17 protein-coding genes and 1 tRNA gene are annotated in these 16,346 nt (G+C 37.9%); 1 reads left to right on the top strand and 17 read right to left on the bottom strand.

Going from position 1 to position 16,346, the window contains the following annotated elements; genetic code table 11:
- Positions 1-17 precede the first annotated feature (17 nt).
- The 3 genes from EG2_RS12480 to EG2_RS12470 form a co-directional block, all read right to left on the bottom strand.
- Positions 18-770 (bottom strand): DUF6681 family protein, encoded by a 753-nt coding sequence (locus tag EG2_RS12480; RefSeq protein WP_060815011.1) that lies wholly within the window; start codon positions 768-770, stop codon positions 18-20.
- Between the two features lie 8 nt (positions 771-778).
- Positions 779-1,204 carry a hypothetical protein gene (locus tag EG2_RS12475; protein ID WP_060815010.1) on the bottom strand — a complete coding sequence of 142 codons (426 nt, stop codon included), beginning with the start codon at positions 1,202-1,204 and terminating at the stop codon, positions 779-781.
- 170 nt (positions 1,205-1,374) lie between these two features.
- A complete protein-coding gene (locus tag EG2_RS12470) occupies positions 1,375-1,926 on the bottom strand; it encodes a hypothetical protein (RefSeq protein WP_060815009.1) in 552 nt (183 codons plus the stop codon).
- Positions 1,927-2,053: 127 nt separating this feature from the next.
- Here EG2_RS12470 and EG2_RS12465 point away from each other — a divergent pair, with 127 nt between their 5' ends.
- A complete protein-coding gene (locus tag EG2_RS12465; protein WP_003128819.1) occupies positions 2,054-2,575 on the top strand; it encodes a type 1 glutamine amidotransferase domain-containing protein in 522 nt (173 codons plus the stop codon).
- Positions 2,576-2,695: 120 nt separating this feature from the next.
- On the opposite strand, the gene EG2_RS12460 is transcribed toward EG2_RS12465, so the two are convergent.
- The 14 genes from EG2_RS12460 to EG2_RS12395 all read right to left on the bottom strand — a co-directional run bounded on the left by EG2_RS12460 (position 2,696) and on the right by EG2_RS12395 (position 16,316).
- Positions 2,696-2,989 (bottom strand): hypothetical protein, encoded by a 294-nt coding sequence (locus EG2_RS12460; RefSeq protein ID WP_005469722.1) that lies wholly within the window; start codon positions 2,987-2,989, stop codon positions 2,696-2,698.
- 132 nt (positions 2,990-3,121) lie between these two features.
- Entirely contained in the window at positions 3,122-4,270 is a 1,149-nt protein-coding gene (locus tag EG2_RS12455; protein ID WP_060815008.1) for a mannitol-1-phosphate 5-dehydrogenase, read from the bottom strand.
- A gap of 12 nt (positions 4,271-4,282) precedes the next feature.
- Entirely contained in the window at positions 4,283-4,720 is a 438-nt protein-coding gene (locus EG2_RS12450; protein ID WP_003128815.1) for a PTS sugar transporter subunit IIA, read from the bottom strand.
- A 12-nt stretch (positions 4,721-4,732) separates the two neighbouring features.
- Positions 4,733-6,496 (bottom strand): PTS mannitol transporter subunit IICBA, encoded by a 1,764-nt coding sequence (locus tag EG2_RS12445; RefSeq protein ID WP_060815007.1) that lies wholly within the window; start codon positions 6,494-6,496, stop codon positions 4,733-4,735.
- 157 nt (positions 6,497-6,653) lie between these two features.
- Positions 6,654-7,091 carry a PTS sugar transporter subunit IIA gene (locus EG2_RS12440; protein WP_060815035.1) on the bottom strand — a complete coding sequence of 146 codons (438 nt, stop codon included), beginning with the start codon at positions 7,089-7,091 and terminating at the stop codon, positions 6,654-6,656.
- A 13-nt stretch (positions 7,092-7,104) separates the two neighbouring features.
- Positions 7,105-9,138: a BglG family transcription antiterminator gene (locus EG2_RS12435; protein ID WP_060815006.1), complete on the bottom strand. Its 2,034-nt coding sequence runs from the start codon at positions 9,136-9,138 to the stop codon at positions 7,105-7,107.
- Positions 9,125-10,795, bottom strand: coding sequence for a PTS transporter subunit EIIC (locus tag EG2_RS12430; RefSeq protein ID WP_082709566.1), 1,671 nt, complete (start codon positions 10,793-10,795; stop codon positions 9,125-9,127). The genes EG2_RS12435 and EG2_RS12430 overlap by 14 nt, the downstream gene beginning before the upstream one ends.
- 144 nt (positions 10,796-10,939) lie before the next feature.
- A complete protein-coding gene (locus tag EG2_RS12425) occupies positions 10,940-12,253 on the bottom strand; it encodes a C40 family peptidase (protein WP_060815005.1) in 1,314 nt (437 codons plus the stop codon).
- 187 nt (positions 12,254-12,440) lie between these two features.
- Positions 12,441-12,950: a rod shape-determining protein MreD gene (gene mreD / locus EG2_RS12420; protein WP_060815004.1), complete on the bottom strand. Its 510-nt coding sequence runs from the start codon at positions 12,948-12,950 to the stop codon at positions 12,441-12,443.
- A 2-nt stretch (positions 12,951-12,952) separates the two neighbouring features.
- Positions 12,953-13,810 carry a rod shape-determining protein MreC gene (gene mreC / locus EG2_RS12415; protein WP_005469711.1) on the bottom strand — a complete coding sequence of 286 codons (858 nt, stop codon included), beginning with the start codon at positions 13,808-13,810 and terminating at the stop codon, positions 12,953-12,955.
- A 146-nt stretch (positions 13,811-13,956) separates the two neighbouring features.
- On the bottom strand, positions 13,957-14,589 hold the full coding sequence (locus tag EG2_RS12410; RefSeq protein WP_060815003.1) for a thiamine diphosphokinase: 633 nt from the start codon (positions 14,587-14,589) through the stop codon (positions 13,957-13,959).
- Positions 14,590-15,243, bottom strand: coding sequence for a ribulose-phosphate 3-epimerase (rpe, locus tag EG2_RS12405; protein ID WP_081131189.1), 654 nt, complete (start codon positions 15,241-15,243; stop codon positions 14,590-14,592). It lies immediately after the preceding gene.
- An 11-nt stretch (positions 15,244-15,254) separates the two neighbouring features.
- Positions 15,255-16,139, bottom strand: a complete 885-nt coding sequence (gene rsgA / locus EG2_RS12400; protein WP_003128803.1) for a ribosome small subunit-dependent GTPase A — start codon at positions 16,137-16,139, stop codon at positions 15,255-15,257.
- Positions 16,140-16,242: 103 nt separating this feature from the next.
- A tRNA-Pro gene (locus EG2_RS12395) sits at positions 16,243-16,316 on the bottom strand.
- Positions 16,317-16,346: the final 30 nt, after the last annotated feature.

The raw sequence follows: 16,346 nt of genomic DNA, 5'->3' as shown, positions 1-16,346 counted from the left end.
TCTTTTTTGTTGTATTTCTACCTTACCTTACCAGTTTGACGATAAGCTTGTCGAGTTGTTGCTGTGGGTAGTTCTTCTTTTTTGACATAAAGCTTCAAACTATACGGTTCATGATATTTTACATCATTTTTGACAAAATCTCCGCCAGTAATGAACAACCCAACTGGTTCCAAAGCTTTTTCCCCGTTCCAATGGATACGACCAATTGTTGTTAAGTCACTATAGCTCGTACCAATTTGCAACGAGTATTCAGAATCTGACCGTTGTTTGACAAAGTAATAGGGATAAAGGGTATTTTTAGGAATCACAAATCCTTGTGCGATAGCATTCGTTGCTAATTCATCTTTTGAAATGAGTTTCTGTAAATAATCAGCCAAAACCAGTTGATAGTCTTCTTCAAAATCAATAACTGCTTTCTCTGTTGATAAACGATCGATTTGTGTGGTGCTGATTTTTTCTCCTTCAATATTGAATACTTCATCAGGTAAATACTTCACAAAAAGCTGAGTGATATCTACCTTAAGATTTTTATCAAAAAAGTAATAAAAAATATTTAGAACCCAGAAATAGAGCAACACGCAGAATCCTATCCCGTATAAAGCCATCTGGAAATAATTTTGATTGAGATAAAGACCGTAAACAATACGCAGAATATAAGCCGTTGGAATCAAACTAAGTAATGTATAGGCCCGATTCAAGTATTTAGGACTAATATCCAGATAACCTAAGAACTTATGAATCCCATTGATCATATCTAATAAAAAAGTCATTTATTCACCTACTCATTTTCTTGATCCTCATTGATGACTGCTTCTTGGTCAGCCGCATTCTGATCCTGACTTGACGGCGTCGTTTCTTCGCTTTGCCCGTTCTCTGAAGAAGGGGCATCTGTAGCTGGTGGTGTAGAGCTATCCTCTATCGAAGATGAAGGAACTGTTCGCTGATTGTTTGTTGTGGAAGATGTAGTGCCTCCATGATCTTCAGCTGATGTTGAAGGTTCTGTGCTTTCAGACACAGGTTGACTATCTACCGATTGCGAGTGACTAACAACGCTAGTTTCGGTCGTTTCAGTAATCTCAGTCGAGTGACTGGTTCCATTTGACTGCCGATAGCTACTGGAATTCACAACACCAGTTGCAGTAGCGATGATGGTTGAAATGGTCAAGAGAGCAATTGGTTTCAAAATAGGAGGTACTTTTCGCATAATTTTCCATCCTTGTCTTGATTCTTATCTTTTTTGCACTCATTGAGTACTTACTTTCTTTATAGTTCTTTCCTTGGAAATGGTCAAGACTACGAAGGATTAACGGAACAGATTTAAAAAAAAGTAAAAATGTTTTCGGTTACAAACAAAAACCTAGCTTCTGCTAGGTCCTAAATAAGAAATTCGTAAAACTTTTGTACAGAACGAGTTAACGCAGAGTGATAATCCACTATCAGCTCTTTTAGTAAGATCGATTCTTGTAGCTCAAATGGCTCAGTCAATTCTAAAGTGATCCGAGCACCGTCGATGAAATAAGCATAGGACAGTTCATCATCAGACAATTCGGCTAATTGATTGCTCCATTCCTCAAAGAATTTCTCCGCGAGAACGTCTCCAACTTCCTCAAGAATAGGTTGTAGCGTTTCTTCTACTTGATAAAAAGGGCGTGACAAAATAGTAGCCGCTATCTTTGAATGAGTTGTATTTTGAAAATCCAAATAAAGTAAGTCAATATAGTCCTCTTCTTCACCGGTTTCTTCCAGCCATAGAATGCCTTGCTTGACCAATGAGACACATGTAGATTCTACTTCCTTTGATAATTCTATAGTAGCATCTTTGAACCTCAGATTCTTTTCGACTATTTGCTCTTCGCCCATAAATTGCAAGACAGCTTTTTCAAAAACGAGCGGCTCATCTGTAATAAATAATTGAATTGTTGCCATTTTTTTCTCTCTTTCTTTTTTATCTAATTTATTTTTGTTCTAAACAGATTATTTGTCAGCAGTATGAATCTTCGTTAGCATAGAAATTGAAGATGAATAAAAGCATAATTTTTAAGGAGGAGATTTGATGAGTAAAATTGCCACTATCATTACCGATCTAGTTGAAGATATTGAAGTAACCTCGCCAAAAGAAGCACTGGAAAATGCTGGACATGAAGTTGTCATTATCAGTAATGAAGGCGTGGACTCTGTCACAGGAAAAAAAGGGACCACTTTTGCAGTTGACGCGTCTATTGATACAATCAATTTTTCCGATTTTGATGCTTTGTTGATTCCTGGTGGCTTTTCTCCAGACCAATTACGTACAGATGAACGCTATGTCACTTTGACCAAAGAGTTTCTGACATCTGAAAAACCAGTTTTTGCTATCTGTCATGGACCTCAACTCTTTATTCAAACCGGATTGACAAAAGAATTAACATTGACTGGCTATGATTCCATTCGTCCAGATTTAACATATGCAGGTGCTACTGTCAAAGATGAGCCTGTGGTGATTGATGACACGTATCATTTGATCACTAGTCGTAATCCTGATGATTTGGATGCATTTAATCAAGCCATTACAACAGCACTTGAAGGCAACAAATAAAGCCTAAATTTTAAACGAAGAACTCACAAATAGGGTGTACGAATATCGTACTCCCTATTTTTCTATCCTTTAGCGATTTTACCTGCTGTCTTTGTTCGCAAGTTCTTTTTATTAATATTTCTATTCATCCATAGAAATGTCAAAACCATCAAATGTCTCACCATCATAATATTTAAGCAATTCATCTAGTGATAGCAAAGAAGAAGTCATCTCCTCTTCTTCCGTTTGTTGGTGTTTTTCCCAATAGATCTGATAGGCTTCCGCCAATTGTCGATAGACATCTTTCCGTGAACCACCTTCTGCCTGCAGCATTGGCAATTCTCGAATAAACGCACTATAACAAGGACGACCATCTTGCCAACTGATAGGTAATTCAATCACATGTAGTTGGGCTTCTTCAAACCATCTCTCCATCCCGATCCCTCATTTCTCCCTTTATTATCACGTGAATGATTCAGAAGGTCAAACTTCCTGCCAAAATAGACCAAAAACCACTGACTGCCGATGGCTTATCCATGATTTGGAATAGCAATCGGCAGCCAATGATCATGCAGCTACATAAGCATATTTTTCAATGTTTTGTTTGATCTTCTCAATGATTCTCTGATCCTCTACCCCTGTGACTTCTGTGATCACTTGAGAAAGATTAGCTGCTTCCAGTAACTCTCTCAATTGTTGACTTTGCTCGTCCTCTGGATCATGATAGTTGAAAATCATACCAATCGTTTCATAGAGATGGAACGGTTGTACATTTCTCATTTGCAATTCAAGGACGGGGCGGATAAATCGTTCTTGTGCACTTAATTTTCGCAAAGGGGTGCGGGCTACTCGAGCAATAGCATCCGAAATGTAGTTATTTTTGAATCGTTGAATAATTTTTTCAATATACTGTTCATGCTCATCAGGATCAAAATCCCATTTGGCGACTAAAAGTTGACCAGTTTCTTCTAGAACGGATTTCAGCTGAATCACAACTAGATGGTCACGCATGGCTTCATCGATGGTCTCATAGCCTTGTAGGGCTCCTGTATAAGCTACTGTAGCATGACCTGTGTTCACACTAAACAATTTACGCTCGATATAAGGTTTCAGATCTGGTACGTATTGCACGCCTTGTAGACGAAGTACTGATTTCATTGTTGTTTCTTGAACTACCCACTCACAAAATGGTTCCACTTGAACCAGCAAAGGATCATCATGTTGTTGCATCGGAACAATGCGATCCACTGCTGCATCTGGAAAACCAACATTATTCTCCAGGTAAGCGAGTTGTTGGCTATACTTTTCTACTTCCTCTTTTAGAAAAGTGGATCCGCCGATCATATTTTCGCAAGCGATGACATCAATCGCTTGCTCCTTTTTCTTGATTGCTCGCTGATCCAGCCCTTTTGCAATGAGCGGTGCAATGCGAGGCAATACTGCAGGGCCAATGGCAGTGGTTAAAATATCGGCTTCGACAATTGCTTGAACAACCGCATCCGGTTCTTTTGCGTTATTGATTCCTGTCACGTGTTCAATAAAAATCTGTTCGCGGTCCTCATCTGCTAATTCAATTGTATAGGATTTACGTTGTTGAAGCGCAGCAATAATCGTTTCATTTACATCAACAAAGGTTATTTCAAAACCGTTTGCTGCCAAAATCTCTCCGATAAACCCTCGACCAATATTCCCTGCACCAAAATGAACTGCTCTCATCTTTTTCCCCTCCTATGCCACTGTTAGATTAGCGGCGACTTCTTCTTTACTCAAAGCATCCGCTAATTCGACCACATTATCGATATCGCTACAGAAGAGAGCGATTTGTTGTACCAACTGCAAATGATCTTCACCTATTCCAGCAATGCCAAATAATACCGTAACGATTTTTTCATCCTCATCTGTCCCGAAATTTACGCCCTCAGGCACTTGAACAATGCAGATACCAGATTTTTTGACATATTTTTTTGCTTCATCTGTCCCGTGTGGTATAGCTATGAAATTCCCCATGTAGACAGATAACATTGCATCTCGTTCGATCATAGCGTTGACGTATTCCGGATCAACATATCCGGCCTCAACAAGTTTTTTCCCACAATAACGAATCGCTTCTTCTTTGTTCGCAAACTGTTGATTCAGCTCAATCATTTCTTTTTCTAATAGTTTCATTTTTCTTCCTCCTTAAAGAGCTTCTTTAAGTGTTGTGATTACTCGCTGGTAGTTTGACGTTCGCATCAAATTGCTGACAGATAGATGGACTGCCTCTGGTGCTAGCGACCGCGCTTGCTTTGTCAACTCTTCTTTGGTAATTACCAATGATGAAGCATCCGCTTTTAGATTATCGATATGAACCTTTTTAAGTGATAATGAGAGAGATTCTTTCGCTAATAAGTCTTGAAAAACCTTTCTCGCCATGGTCGCTGAGCCTTCACGATCGTCATGGGCAAGAATAACTTCATGAATGCCCTTTAATTCCTCTAGAGGCAGTGGCTTATGATTTACTGCTTTCGTTTTTTTCTCTTCCTCAACTCCTGAGCCCGATAATGTTGCCACGATCTCATTATATTTAGGAGAATTCAAAAAATTTTCTACAGCAACAAATGTTGCATTTGGTGCTTTTAATTTTGCCCGCTCTTGTAACTCTTTTTGTGTCACAATCAATGTATGCGCATCATCTGTCAGATTATTGATTGCTTGATTGGTGACTTGTTGTGCCAAACCAGCATCTTTAACTTTCTTACGCAAAATGGAAGCCCCCATTGCACTTGAACCCATACCAGCATCGCAGGCAAAAATAATCTTCTGAATGCCTGTTAACGATTCTAGAGCCACTCCTTTTGAACGCTGTTTAGCTTGGTGTATTTCCTGTACCTTCTCATCAAAATTATCTACAGTATCTTTGGCATCGGCTTTTAGAATTGCTGCCGCCACAAGAAATGATACGGTTGCTCCAACAGCAATCCCTGCTAAAACAGAGACGACACTCATCACTGAATTAAATGGTGTCATCGCTAAAATAGCAATAATCGAACCTGGAGAAGCTGGTGCCCTTAAACCTGCACCTAATAATTGAAAAGTGAAACTCCCAGAAACACCTCCTGCAATAACAGCTAAAAACATTAATGGCTTCATCATCACATATGGGAAATAGATTTCATGAATACCACCTATAAAGTGGATAATGATTGCTCCTGGAGCAGATGATTTTGCCGCGCCTTTGCCAAAGAAAGTGAATGCCAATAAAACACCTAATCCGGGCCCTGGGTTTGCCTCTAATAAATATAGAATTGATTTACCAAACTCGCTTACTTGTTCCGTACCTAATGGAGTCAGAATTCCGTGATTGATGGCATTATTCAAAAATAGGATTTTGGCAGGTTCAATAAAAATATTTGCTAATGGAATCAGATGTGCATTGACAATCACTGCAACGCCTGCTGCCATTGCTTCTGTCAATGTGTTTACCACAGGTCCAATGACAACAAAGCCCAACAGAGCCAAAGCAAAACCTAGAAGACCCGCAGAAAAATTATTGACCAGCATCTCAAAGCCTGCCCGCACTTTATCTTGAAAAAATTCATCGAACTTCTTAATCGTATATCCGCCTAATGGCCCCATAATCATTGCACCTAAAAGCATCGGGATGTCTGTTCCCACAATGACCCCCATTGTAGCGATTGCCCCAACAACTGCGCCCCGATCTCCAGCAATTACTTTCCCGCCCGTGTATCCAATCAGTATCGGTATTAGATAAGTCAGCATCGGACCGACCATTGAAGCAAAGGATTCATTTGGCAGATAGCCATCTGGAATAAAGAGAGCCGTTAACACGCCCCATGCAATCAATGCGCCAATATTGGGCATTACCATACTCGACAATGTACTACCTAGTTTTTGGACTCTCGACTTTAAAGACGCCTTCCTGTCTGCTTGTACTTGTTCCATCTTCATTCTCCTCCCAACTTGTTTTTACACCTTGATTGTAGGCGCTTTCCCGATGCTTCGAAAGTCGTACTTTGTCACAGGAAACTGTGCCAAAGTTTGTCTCTTATCTACAAAAAAAGCCATGCATAATGCATGACTAATCAATAAATTCCCTTTTCTACTCTTCTAGCGATAGTATTTTTTGGACTTCCTCTATTGTAGCAGCGTCGCTTAATAGTTTTACATTTTGGATATCTGAACAAAAAAAAGCAATTTCTTGCAAGCATGACAACTGCTTTTCTTTGAGAACAACCACAAACAGAATCGTAGTGACCTTTGATTCTTTTGCATCGCCAAAATCGACACCGTCTGGTACTTGAACAAGACAAATCCCTTCTTCATTAATCCATTTGTCTGCCTCTTCTTCTCCGTGAGGCAAGGCCACAAAGTTTCCTATATAAACACCATATTTTTTGTGTCGCTGAATTAAACTGTTTATATACTGAGGTTGAACCATTTTTTGGTCTACTAGGAATGTACCTATCTCATGCAATGCTTCTTCTGCACTTTGGAATCGCTGATCTAACAAAATATGTGCTGCTGGAATATCCACTATTTTCTCCTCCCCATTATTGTTTGACTTCTTCAATCAAAAGCGTAGCAAGCAATTGATAAATGATGGAAAAATTTCCTGAATTAAATATTTCTGTATTGAGATCATTCATAATGATGGAACCGCTAATCCTCCCTAAGATTTTACTGCTTTGCTCATCGATTGGATAAGGAGCGAGCATAACTAACAAACGAGTTACCTTAATCTCTTGTTTATCCATCGCATAAAGTGATAGTCCTTGTGATAAATCAAAGATTTTGAAAACTGGTTGCAAAATTTCTGTACTTGACGCATGAAAAAGGGCAAAGTGAGTATTCGGTATTCCAACAGGGGCTTGTAAATAGCGCTTCACTAATTTATTGGCTACTTTTTTTCTGTCTTGTACTAATGCTTTGGAAAAATGTTTCATCACTTCAGATAATGTTTCTTCTAAGTTGGGACCATTGTCAATCGTTTGAAGAGTAAACAATTCTAATAAGCGATTAATCTCCTCAATAAATGCTAGAACATCTTCATAGGTATCTTCTTCCCTAGTAGAAACTGGCGTAGGTATAGCATGAGAAAGTCTCTTTTTCTGACTAAGCAGACGAAATTCTTCTTTTAGTTCCTGAATGTCTTCTTCCAATAAAATAGGAGATACTAGCTTATATTTTCCTCGATAACCTGGCAACAAAGATGTGGAAATCACCAAATCGTAGTTGCCCTCAATTTTATCCTGTTCAATATCCCCCACACGGAAAAAAGTAATTTTATTGATAAATGGAAATTGCTTTCTTAGCTGCATCTCTAACAAACTAATTGAAGCCAGTCCGCTTGGTGATACACCTGCAATATTGACTTCCATCACTTTAGGATTCTTTTCTAATGAGTTTGCGAAGTGCAATACCATATAGGCAATTTCTTCTATCGAAAACTGCTGTTGTGGGAAAACAAGCGGTAAGCTTAAACGGATTGCTTCTGCAATTTCCTCATATTGTTTCATTATTTTTTCTAAAATTGGATTGTTTAGATGGTTTTCTTCCAAAATCGCTCGGGTCATTACCCCAGAAATATGTGTTAGCAACATTTTATATAAAATTTCATCTTCAAAAAAATCAACCTCAGTGTGCTGGCTAATCAGTTCGATCAACCGTTTTACCTGATATGCCAAAGTTGTATCAAAATTCTCTTCAAAAAAATCGCGGTCAAAAGAATTAGAAAAATCCCCTAATAAAATCGCAAAAAAAACTATTTCATTAACCGAATACAACCGCTTCGTTTGTTCAGCAACTTGAGCAAAAATCTGTTTAGCTACCTTCAGCAAATCTTTGTTGATTTGACTTGGATAACTTTCTTCCTCTACTGAAAATCCTGTTGCTACTCGCTCCATGGCTAAAGCAAGCATAATACCAATAAAAGCCAACTTGCGATCACTTAGCTCAGGATATTTAGGTTCAACCACTTCTCTTATAAGATCTTGTGCTAAAATCAAGTACTGTTTTTCAATAAACTCAAATAAAAAATGCGCCGTTTGTTCTGCTTCAGGAAAATGAAAAAACTGGTATTCATTTATTTCCATCATCAACGTATTTGCTGCTACTAAACGTCGATGTTTTTCTGGTCCTTTGAGCTCATATCCTTGATTACGGATAATTGTCAACGGAAGGCGCGCCAAACTTTCTTCTAATTGTTTAATATCAGAAAAAAAAGTAGTATTACTGATTTGATAGAGCTCTAAAAAACGATGGCTACTAATCGGCTTAGCAGTAGTTGCCAATTGCAGCAAAATCCGATGTTGTCGCTCTATTGACGCAAACTCTTGGGATGGATCAGACATAATTGCTTCTTGCAACTGAGTGATACTATTCCCGACAATGACTCGAAAATGTCCACGACCTTCTTTTTCTAAGGATGCCCCTACAGTACGCAACGAATTCTCTAAATTGGCTAGTTCGCGGTAGACAGTCCGCTTACTTACTTTCAAAAGCTGCATCATTCGGTCCATAGAAACAGGACCATTACTGTTCATTAGCTCAGTCAACAAAATAGTTTCACGCTTAGTCAAGAACATAGGCGACTCCTTCTGTCATCAATTGACGATATTTGGAAGTTGTCACTAAATCATCGACAACTAAGTGGGTGACATTTGTTAATGCAGCCATTTGCTGAAAATCTTTTTGAACGATATATAATGCCTCTGGATTAAACTGGGTTGTCTCAATATCTTCTTTCTTTACCTCAATAGGTATGGCTAATTCATTGGCAATTTTACGAACGATTGCAACAGCCATCGTTTGAGCGCCTCTTTTCTTGCCTTCATACAAAAAAATCAATGTTGGGATTTTTTCCCCAATTTTAAAAGAAACATTTGCTACCGTTTCTTGCTCTTGCTTTAAAAGTTTAACTAGTGTTTCATACTCTGATTCCGCTAAAAAGTTACTCAAGAAGTAATGTTGTGCTTGAGGTGTCTTAGTTTGAGCTAAAGCACCAAGCCCTGATTGGGTAATAACTAAAAGATCTTCTCCATCCTTCAACTGATAAATTGATTTATAATCGACAGGTATGGAAATGGCTGCTTCTTCTAAATGTTTAGTTAATAAGCTTGCCCCAATTGCGCTAGATCCCATCCCTGCGTCGCATGCAACGATAATTCTCTTTACTTTATCCATACATATTGTTCCTTCCGTACTTTTTTCATTCACTGAGTGATAGGTCAAAACAAAATAGGCAACAAAAAAAGATACAAGCGTGCTTACTAATACTCCAGCTAATACGCCTGACCACATGTGATTTGGCGTATTTGTTAAGATAGCCAAAATAGAACCTGGTGAAGCCGGTGATCGCAAGCCAACTTTACTCATTTGAAAAATAAATGTACCAGTAGCTCCACCTAAAATCGGTGCGATAATCAATAATGGGTTCATTAAGATAAATGGGAAATAAACTTCATGAATACCTCCTATAGCTTGCACAAATGCAGCAGCAGTCGCCCCATTTCTTGCTTTTTGAGAACCATACCTCATACATGCAAACAAGACGCCTAAACCAGGACCAGGATTGGCTTCAAGCAGAAATAAAATCGACGTTCCATGAATACTGGCGCCTTCAACACCCAACGGCGTAAATAGACCATGATTGATAATATTATTAAAAAAAAGAACCTTTAGTGGCTCCAGAAAAAGATGAATAGCAGGAAATAAATTCTGCTTGAGAAAAAAATCAACTAAATGATAACTTTGTTGACTAAGCTGATCGAGCAAAGGGCCAAATACAAAAAAGTTACATAAAAATAGAAGACCTCCAATTAAGCCTGCCGAAAAATTACGAAAGAGCATCTCATAGCCAGTCTTTACTTTTCGAGAAAAGATATGATCAAAGAATCGAAGCATACCACCCGTTAACGGACCGATAATCATTGCTCCAAAAACTTGTGGAAATTGAGAGGTTAAAATCATCCCTAAAATCGCAATTGCTCCTGAAACTCCACCTCTTGTTGGTTCAACCATTTTTCCGCCAGTGTAAGCAAGCAATATTGGTAAGAGAAAATGTAAAATAGCTTCTTCTGACTTGATCAAAATCCCCTGATCCGCATGTAGTACGGGTACGGCAAACGCAATGACTGCCCATGCAATAAAAATACTTACATTTGGCATCATCATATCAGAAAAATAATGGGTATAGAGTTTTAAAAATTGAATTGTTTGTCCTCTGTCTTTTATCCCCTTCATCCTCCTCACCTACCTAACACTAGTATAATTTGGTTTTCTCCAAAAAGGAATAACCGTAGATTATGCTTCCTCCTTTTGAATGTACCAAAAAAGCTGACGAAAAACGTCAGCTTAAGTTATTGCCTTATTTTTACCATTTTTTATTTAATTAACACGCACAGCAAAACTTGGTGCGTAATAAGAGTAGCTGCTAACTGAAACACTTTGTCCAGTGGTAGGTGCATGAATGTATTGTCCTCCACCAAGTGCAATAGCCACGTGGTGCGTACTTCCGCGCGATCCCCAAAATAATAGGTCACCAGCTTTTGCTTCATTGATTGAGATAACCGTACCAGAATACTCTTGATCATAGGTCACACGAGGTAATGAAATTCCTACTTTTGCAAACACATATTGAGTAAAACCAGAACAATCGAATCCGTTCGGTGTCGTTCCGCCCCAGACATATGGTGTACCAAGATATTTCATTGCTTCTGAAACAATTGCTGACCCATTTACAGATTGTGAAGGAACGTTTGTATTGTTTTCTGGTTTATTTTCAGGCTTATTTACAATTGTTTCTTGTTTTGGTGTATCATTTTCTACTGAGTCACTTGTTCCGGTACTGTTAGTACTGGAAGATTCATTTGTTGAGCTTGATTCATTTGTGCTTGACTCATTCGACGAAGTTGATTCGCCTGTTTTTGTTGTACTACTTGTGCTTGATTCCGCTTGCGCAGCTTCTTCACGTTCTCGAGCTGCTTTTGCCGCTTCTTTTGCGGCAGCAATTCGTGCCTGTTCAGCCTGATAGCTTTCTTTTTGTTTTTCTAGGTCGGCTTTTTCATCTTCTTTAGATGACTGTTGCAAAGCAAGATCTGCTTGCAAAACATTCAAGTCTGCTTGCTTCGCTTGAAGTGCTCCTACTTGTTTCTCAAGTTCAAGTTGATTTGCTTCAATTTCTTTTAGTTTTTTATCATTTTCATTTTTTTTCGTTTTAACCGCTTCTTGATCCGCTTTTTGTTGTTGAACCAATTCGTTATTAGCACTAACAATCGTCGTCATAGCTTGAACGCGACCGATAGCATCCGTTAAAGAATCTGCTTCAAGAACGGCATCGATAAAATTGGTGCTTTGTCCATTCACTTGGACATCTCTTGCTTGTTTTTGAATCGCTTTTTCCCGTTTTTCAATACGAACATTCAAGTCATCGATTTCTTTTTGTAATTTTTCTGAATCAGCATGTAAAGTAGATTGTTGCGTCAATAATACTTCAGCTTTTTCATTGATAGCTGCAACATCATTTTCCAATGCTTTGATTTGTGCTTGAGCATCAGCTTGTTGATTTTTTAGGTTACTGATTTCTTGATCTTTTTGTTCAATTTTGCTATCAAAGTCGTCTGCTGCGACAAGTGTTGGTGCTACAACTGAAGTAAGCGCAATAGAACTCACTAATATTACTGATAGAATACGTTTTTTCACCCTTCATTCCTCCGCCTGACTTTTCATTGAAAGTTTAAGTTAATTTTAAAATATATAAGAATATCTAAAGTCTTTTTACGATAAAGCGATTGTAACATAGATACATGTCAAGCAGATAAAAAGAATGTTACAAACAGATTTCAAATAATCTACCAAATTCGATATAATACATAACAAAAAAATGAAGCTATTCTTCTTTGAATAGCTTCATGAATGGAATAACTAAAATAACAAATAAAATAATATTTAATAGCAGTGTCGGTGCTAAGAAACGAGAGACAAAAAATGAAGTATTGACTGTTGCTATTTTAAATAACAACTGTATCCCCAAAGTTACCATTTCAAGACCCGTAACGAAAATAATCATTCCAAAAAACATGGTGAATATGTTTTGGTATAGCGTTTTATTTAAAATATACATGATCCACACAATCATCGGGAATGCGACAGCATAAATACCTATTATGCCAATATAGTAAAGGTCATACAAGCATCCAATGATCAATGCAGTTATAATCAAGTAGTTTTTAGGCAAATATCTGGCACCACATAGGAAGGCAATCAATAGTAAATGTGCACTCGCTATATAATTATCTTGCGTCCAGCGCTCAAGTAAACGGGTTAATTGTCCATCTAACAACATCATCAAGAAAAAAAATGCTCCGGCAAAGTACTTTAAATACGTATTTTTTTTCATGCCTATTTGTCACCCGCCAAACGTTTGATAATAGTAACTGCTTGAATATCATACATTTGTGCATAAGGTTTTACATATACTTTTGTATCTAATCCAAATTCATCTTTGGTGGTACTAACAACTGTCCCGACAGCAAGGTCGGCTGGAGAATTCCCTCCTAATCCCGAGGTTTGTACAACATCGCCTTCTTTCAATTGTGTACTTCCAGTCAATTGACTGATAACCAAGGACTTCTCTTTTTGATCATAACTACTTAGAATTCCAAAAGTTTCGCCGTCTTTCCCACTGATTCGAACAGGAAAATGATTTGAATTTTGATTTTCAGAAGTCAACAATTCGATTTTTGAAGATGCTGCATTCACTTCAATCACACGCCCAATCAAACCTTTTTGGGACATAACCGCCATATTTACTTCAACACCATCTTTCGTGCCACGATCCACAACAAGCATGTCTTGCCATGTATCTGGTGAACGATTAATAACATTGGCAGTAATTTTTTCATAGTTAGTCAATGTTTCGTTTAACTCAAGCTCTTCTTTCAATGATTCGATTTCTCGCTTGTAATTTTCATTTGATCGAGCGATCTCATCATAACTATCGATTTTCTCTTTTAAACGTTCATTTTCTTCATACGTGACAAAAAGTTTCTTTACAGAGTTTGCACCGGTTTCGATCCACCGTACTGGAGCTGTAATCACCTTGTCCACGATACCAATCGTGTCGTTGACTGCCGATTGCACAAAACTGGATGAATTCCCAACTGCTCTTCTAGCAATCGTCACACTCAACACAGAAACAACTAAAATCACAATAATTAATGTGATTATGATATTTTTATTAGGATTAAACTTTTTCACAAAGACACCTCAATGAGTTCCAAACTGATAGCCTTAATTTTACCACTAAAACGATGTAAACAAAAGTTAAGTTGTACGTCTTAATGCTTTTTTTGTAATTAGCTTTCTGAAATTTTCAAAAATAAAAAAAGAGACTTGAATGTCTCTTAATCTTTGCTTTGAATAACAGCAATAATTCCCGTTTCAAATATAAAGGATGCTTCATCCGTTATGAATTCATTACTAGCAAATGATGTAGGATGTTCAACCTTCACATTTTCCAATAGGTATTTGCTTTCCATTAATGAAAGATTGTCAATTGGAGTCAGACAACAATATGCCAGATATTTCATACCCTTTTCTTTACGTATGGAATACTTCCCTGGTAAAAAGAAACGAATGACATTGTGCTTATCTAATAAACTAATATTATGAGCGAAAGGCTGAAACCGTTTCTCCAGTACAATCCATAAATTTGCTAAAAAATGATCGATTCTTCCACCAGTTGCGCCGATAATATCAATCTTTGCATTAGGAAAATGCTCAATAGCCATCAATAATGCGAGTTGCGTATCCGTATCGTCTTTTTCTGCCGGAGCTTGAAAAAAATTTTTTGCATTCTGTCGCACTCGTTCTCTTTCTTCAGAAGAAAGAGAGTCAAAATCACCAATCGCAAAGTCTAAAGGTAAATCCTCCTCAAGCAGATAAAATGATCCCCGATCAATACCAATGTATTTATCATACTTCTTTAGAGACGGCCAAGTTTGCTTTTTGCCACCTGCAACTAGAAGAATATTCATTTATTGCAACACTTCTTTCAATGCTTTGATTTGATCAGCAGGACTATCCGCGTCGTAGATGTAGCTACCAGCAACAAACACATTGGCACCAGCTTCTAAACAGATCCGAGCTGTTTTTGGAACGATTCCACCATCTACTTCGATATCATAGTGATACCCGTTTTTCTCTTTCAATTGTGCTAGTTCCTTGATTTTAGCAACTGTTTCTTCGATAAAAGATTGTCCACCGAATCCAGGGTTCACAGTCATTACCAATACTTGATCACACATGGATAGTACATGTTGGATAGCAGCTACTGGCGTACCAGGATTGATAACAATTTCCGCCTTTACATTTTCATTTAGAATCATTTGAATTGCGCGATGAATGTGGGGAGTAGCTTCGGCATGAACTCCAATTATATCGGCACCAGCTTCGGCAAACGCATGAATATAATTTTCTGGCTGAGTAATCATCAAATGAACATCCAGTGGCAACTTAGTTATCGGACGAATAGCTTTGACAACATTTGGTCCTAAAGTAATATTAGGAACAAATTGGCCGTCCATTACATCTATATGGATGTAATCCGCGCCGTTTTTTTCTACAAGTTCAATATCCCGTTGCAGATTCGCAAAATCCGCACTTAAAATTGATGGTGCTAGTTTAATCATATTCGTTTCCCTCACTTATTTTTCTTTTTATAAATTGGACGACGATTTTCAATCTCCTCTAAAAATTGAACATAGTTTTTATACCGGGTAAGTGCAACTGTTTGCTGTTCAACTGCTTCTTTTACGGCACAATTTGGCTCATTTAAATGCATACACTCACGAAAACGACATTGGTGTGCCAATGCTAAGAATTCTGGAAACTGTTTAGGCAATTGTCCACTATCAATTTCCAAAAAGTCGATTGAGCTGAATCCAGGGGTATCAGCCACTAACCCATCATATAATGTCAATAATTCTACATGTCGCGTTGTATGTTTCCCTCGACCTAATGACTCAGAAATTTCGGCCGTTTCCAAATCTAGCTCTGGGACTATTCGGTTAAGCAATGTGGATTTTCCTGCGCCGGATTGTCCCATAAAAACTGTTAGTCGCTCCGGGAAAATTCTTTGTAACTCCAGAAGATCGCTATTATCTGCTTTTGAGACAATGACTTGGTAACCAATTTGTTGGTACAAAGCGGCAATTTTTTGAACCTCACTTTGATCACTCACTAAGTCTGTTTTACTCAAAAAGATAATTGGTTCAATCTCTTTATACTCCAGTGTAACTAAAAACCGATCTAATAGATTAAATGAGAAATTAGGCTGGATCAAACTTGTCACCACTACACCTTGATCCACATTGGCCACTGGTGGACGTATCAATTCATTTTTTCTCGGCAGTATCTCTAACAAGTATCCATCAGTTGGATTACTACTTTCAAAAATAACTTCATCCCCAACAAGTGGCGTGATTTTTCTGTTTCTGAAGTTTCCTCTTGCTCGAGTTTGAAAGATAGTATCTTCAGACTCTACATAATAGAATCCACTAAGAGCTTTGATTATTTGTCCTTTCAAAAATTCTCCTCCTCATTTCTTTTTATTGTAACATATTTATAACTCATGAATAAATTTCTCACCAATAAAAAAAGCCTGAAGAAAACTCTTCAGACAAAAAAAATCGGGAAGACAGGATTCGAACCTGCGACCCCTTGGTCCCAAACCAAGTGCTCTACCAAGCTGAGCTACTTCCCGATAATAGATATTAAAAAAATAAAAAGACTA

The organism is Enterococcus gallinarum NBRC 100675 (assembly GCF_001544275.1).
Classification (GTDB): Bacteria; Bacillota; Bacilli; order Lactobacillales; family Enterococcaceae; genus Enterococcus_D; species Enterococcus_D gallinarum.
The sequence above is the reverse complement of the archived record's forward strand: the minus strand, read 5'-3'. Positions and strand labels throughout refer to the sequence as shown.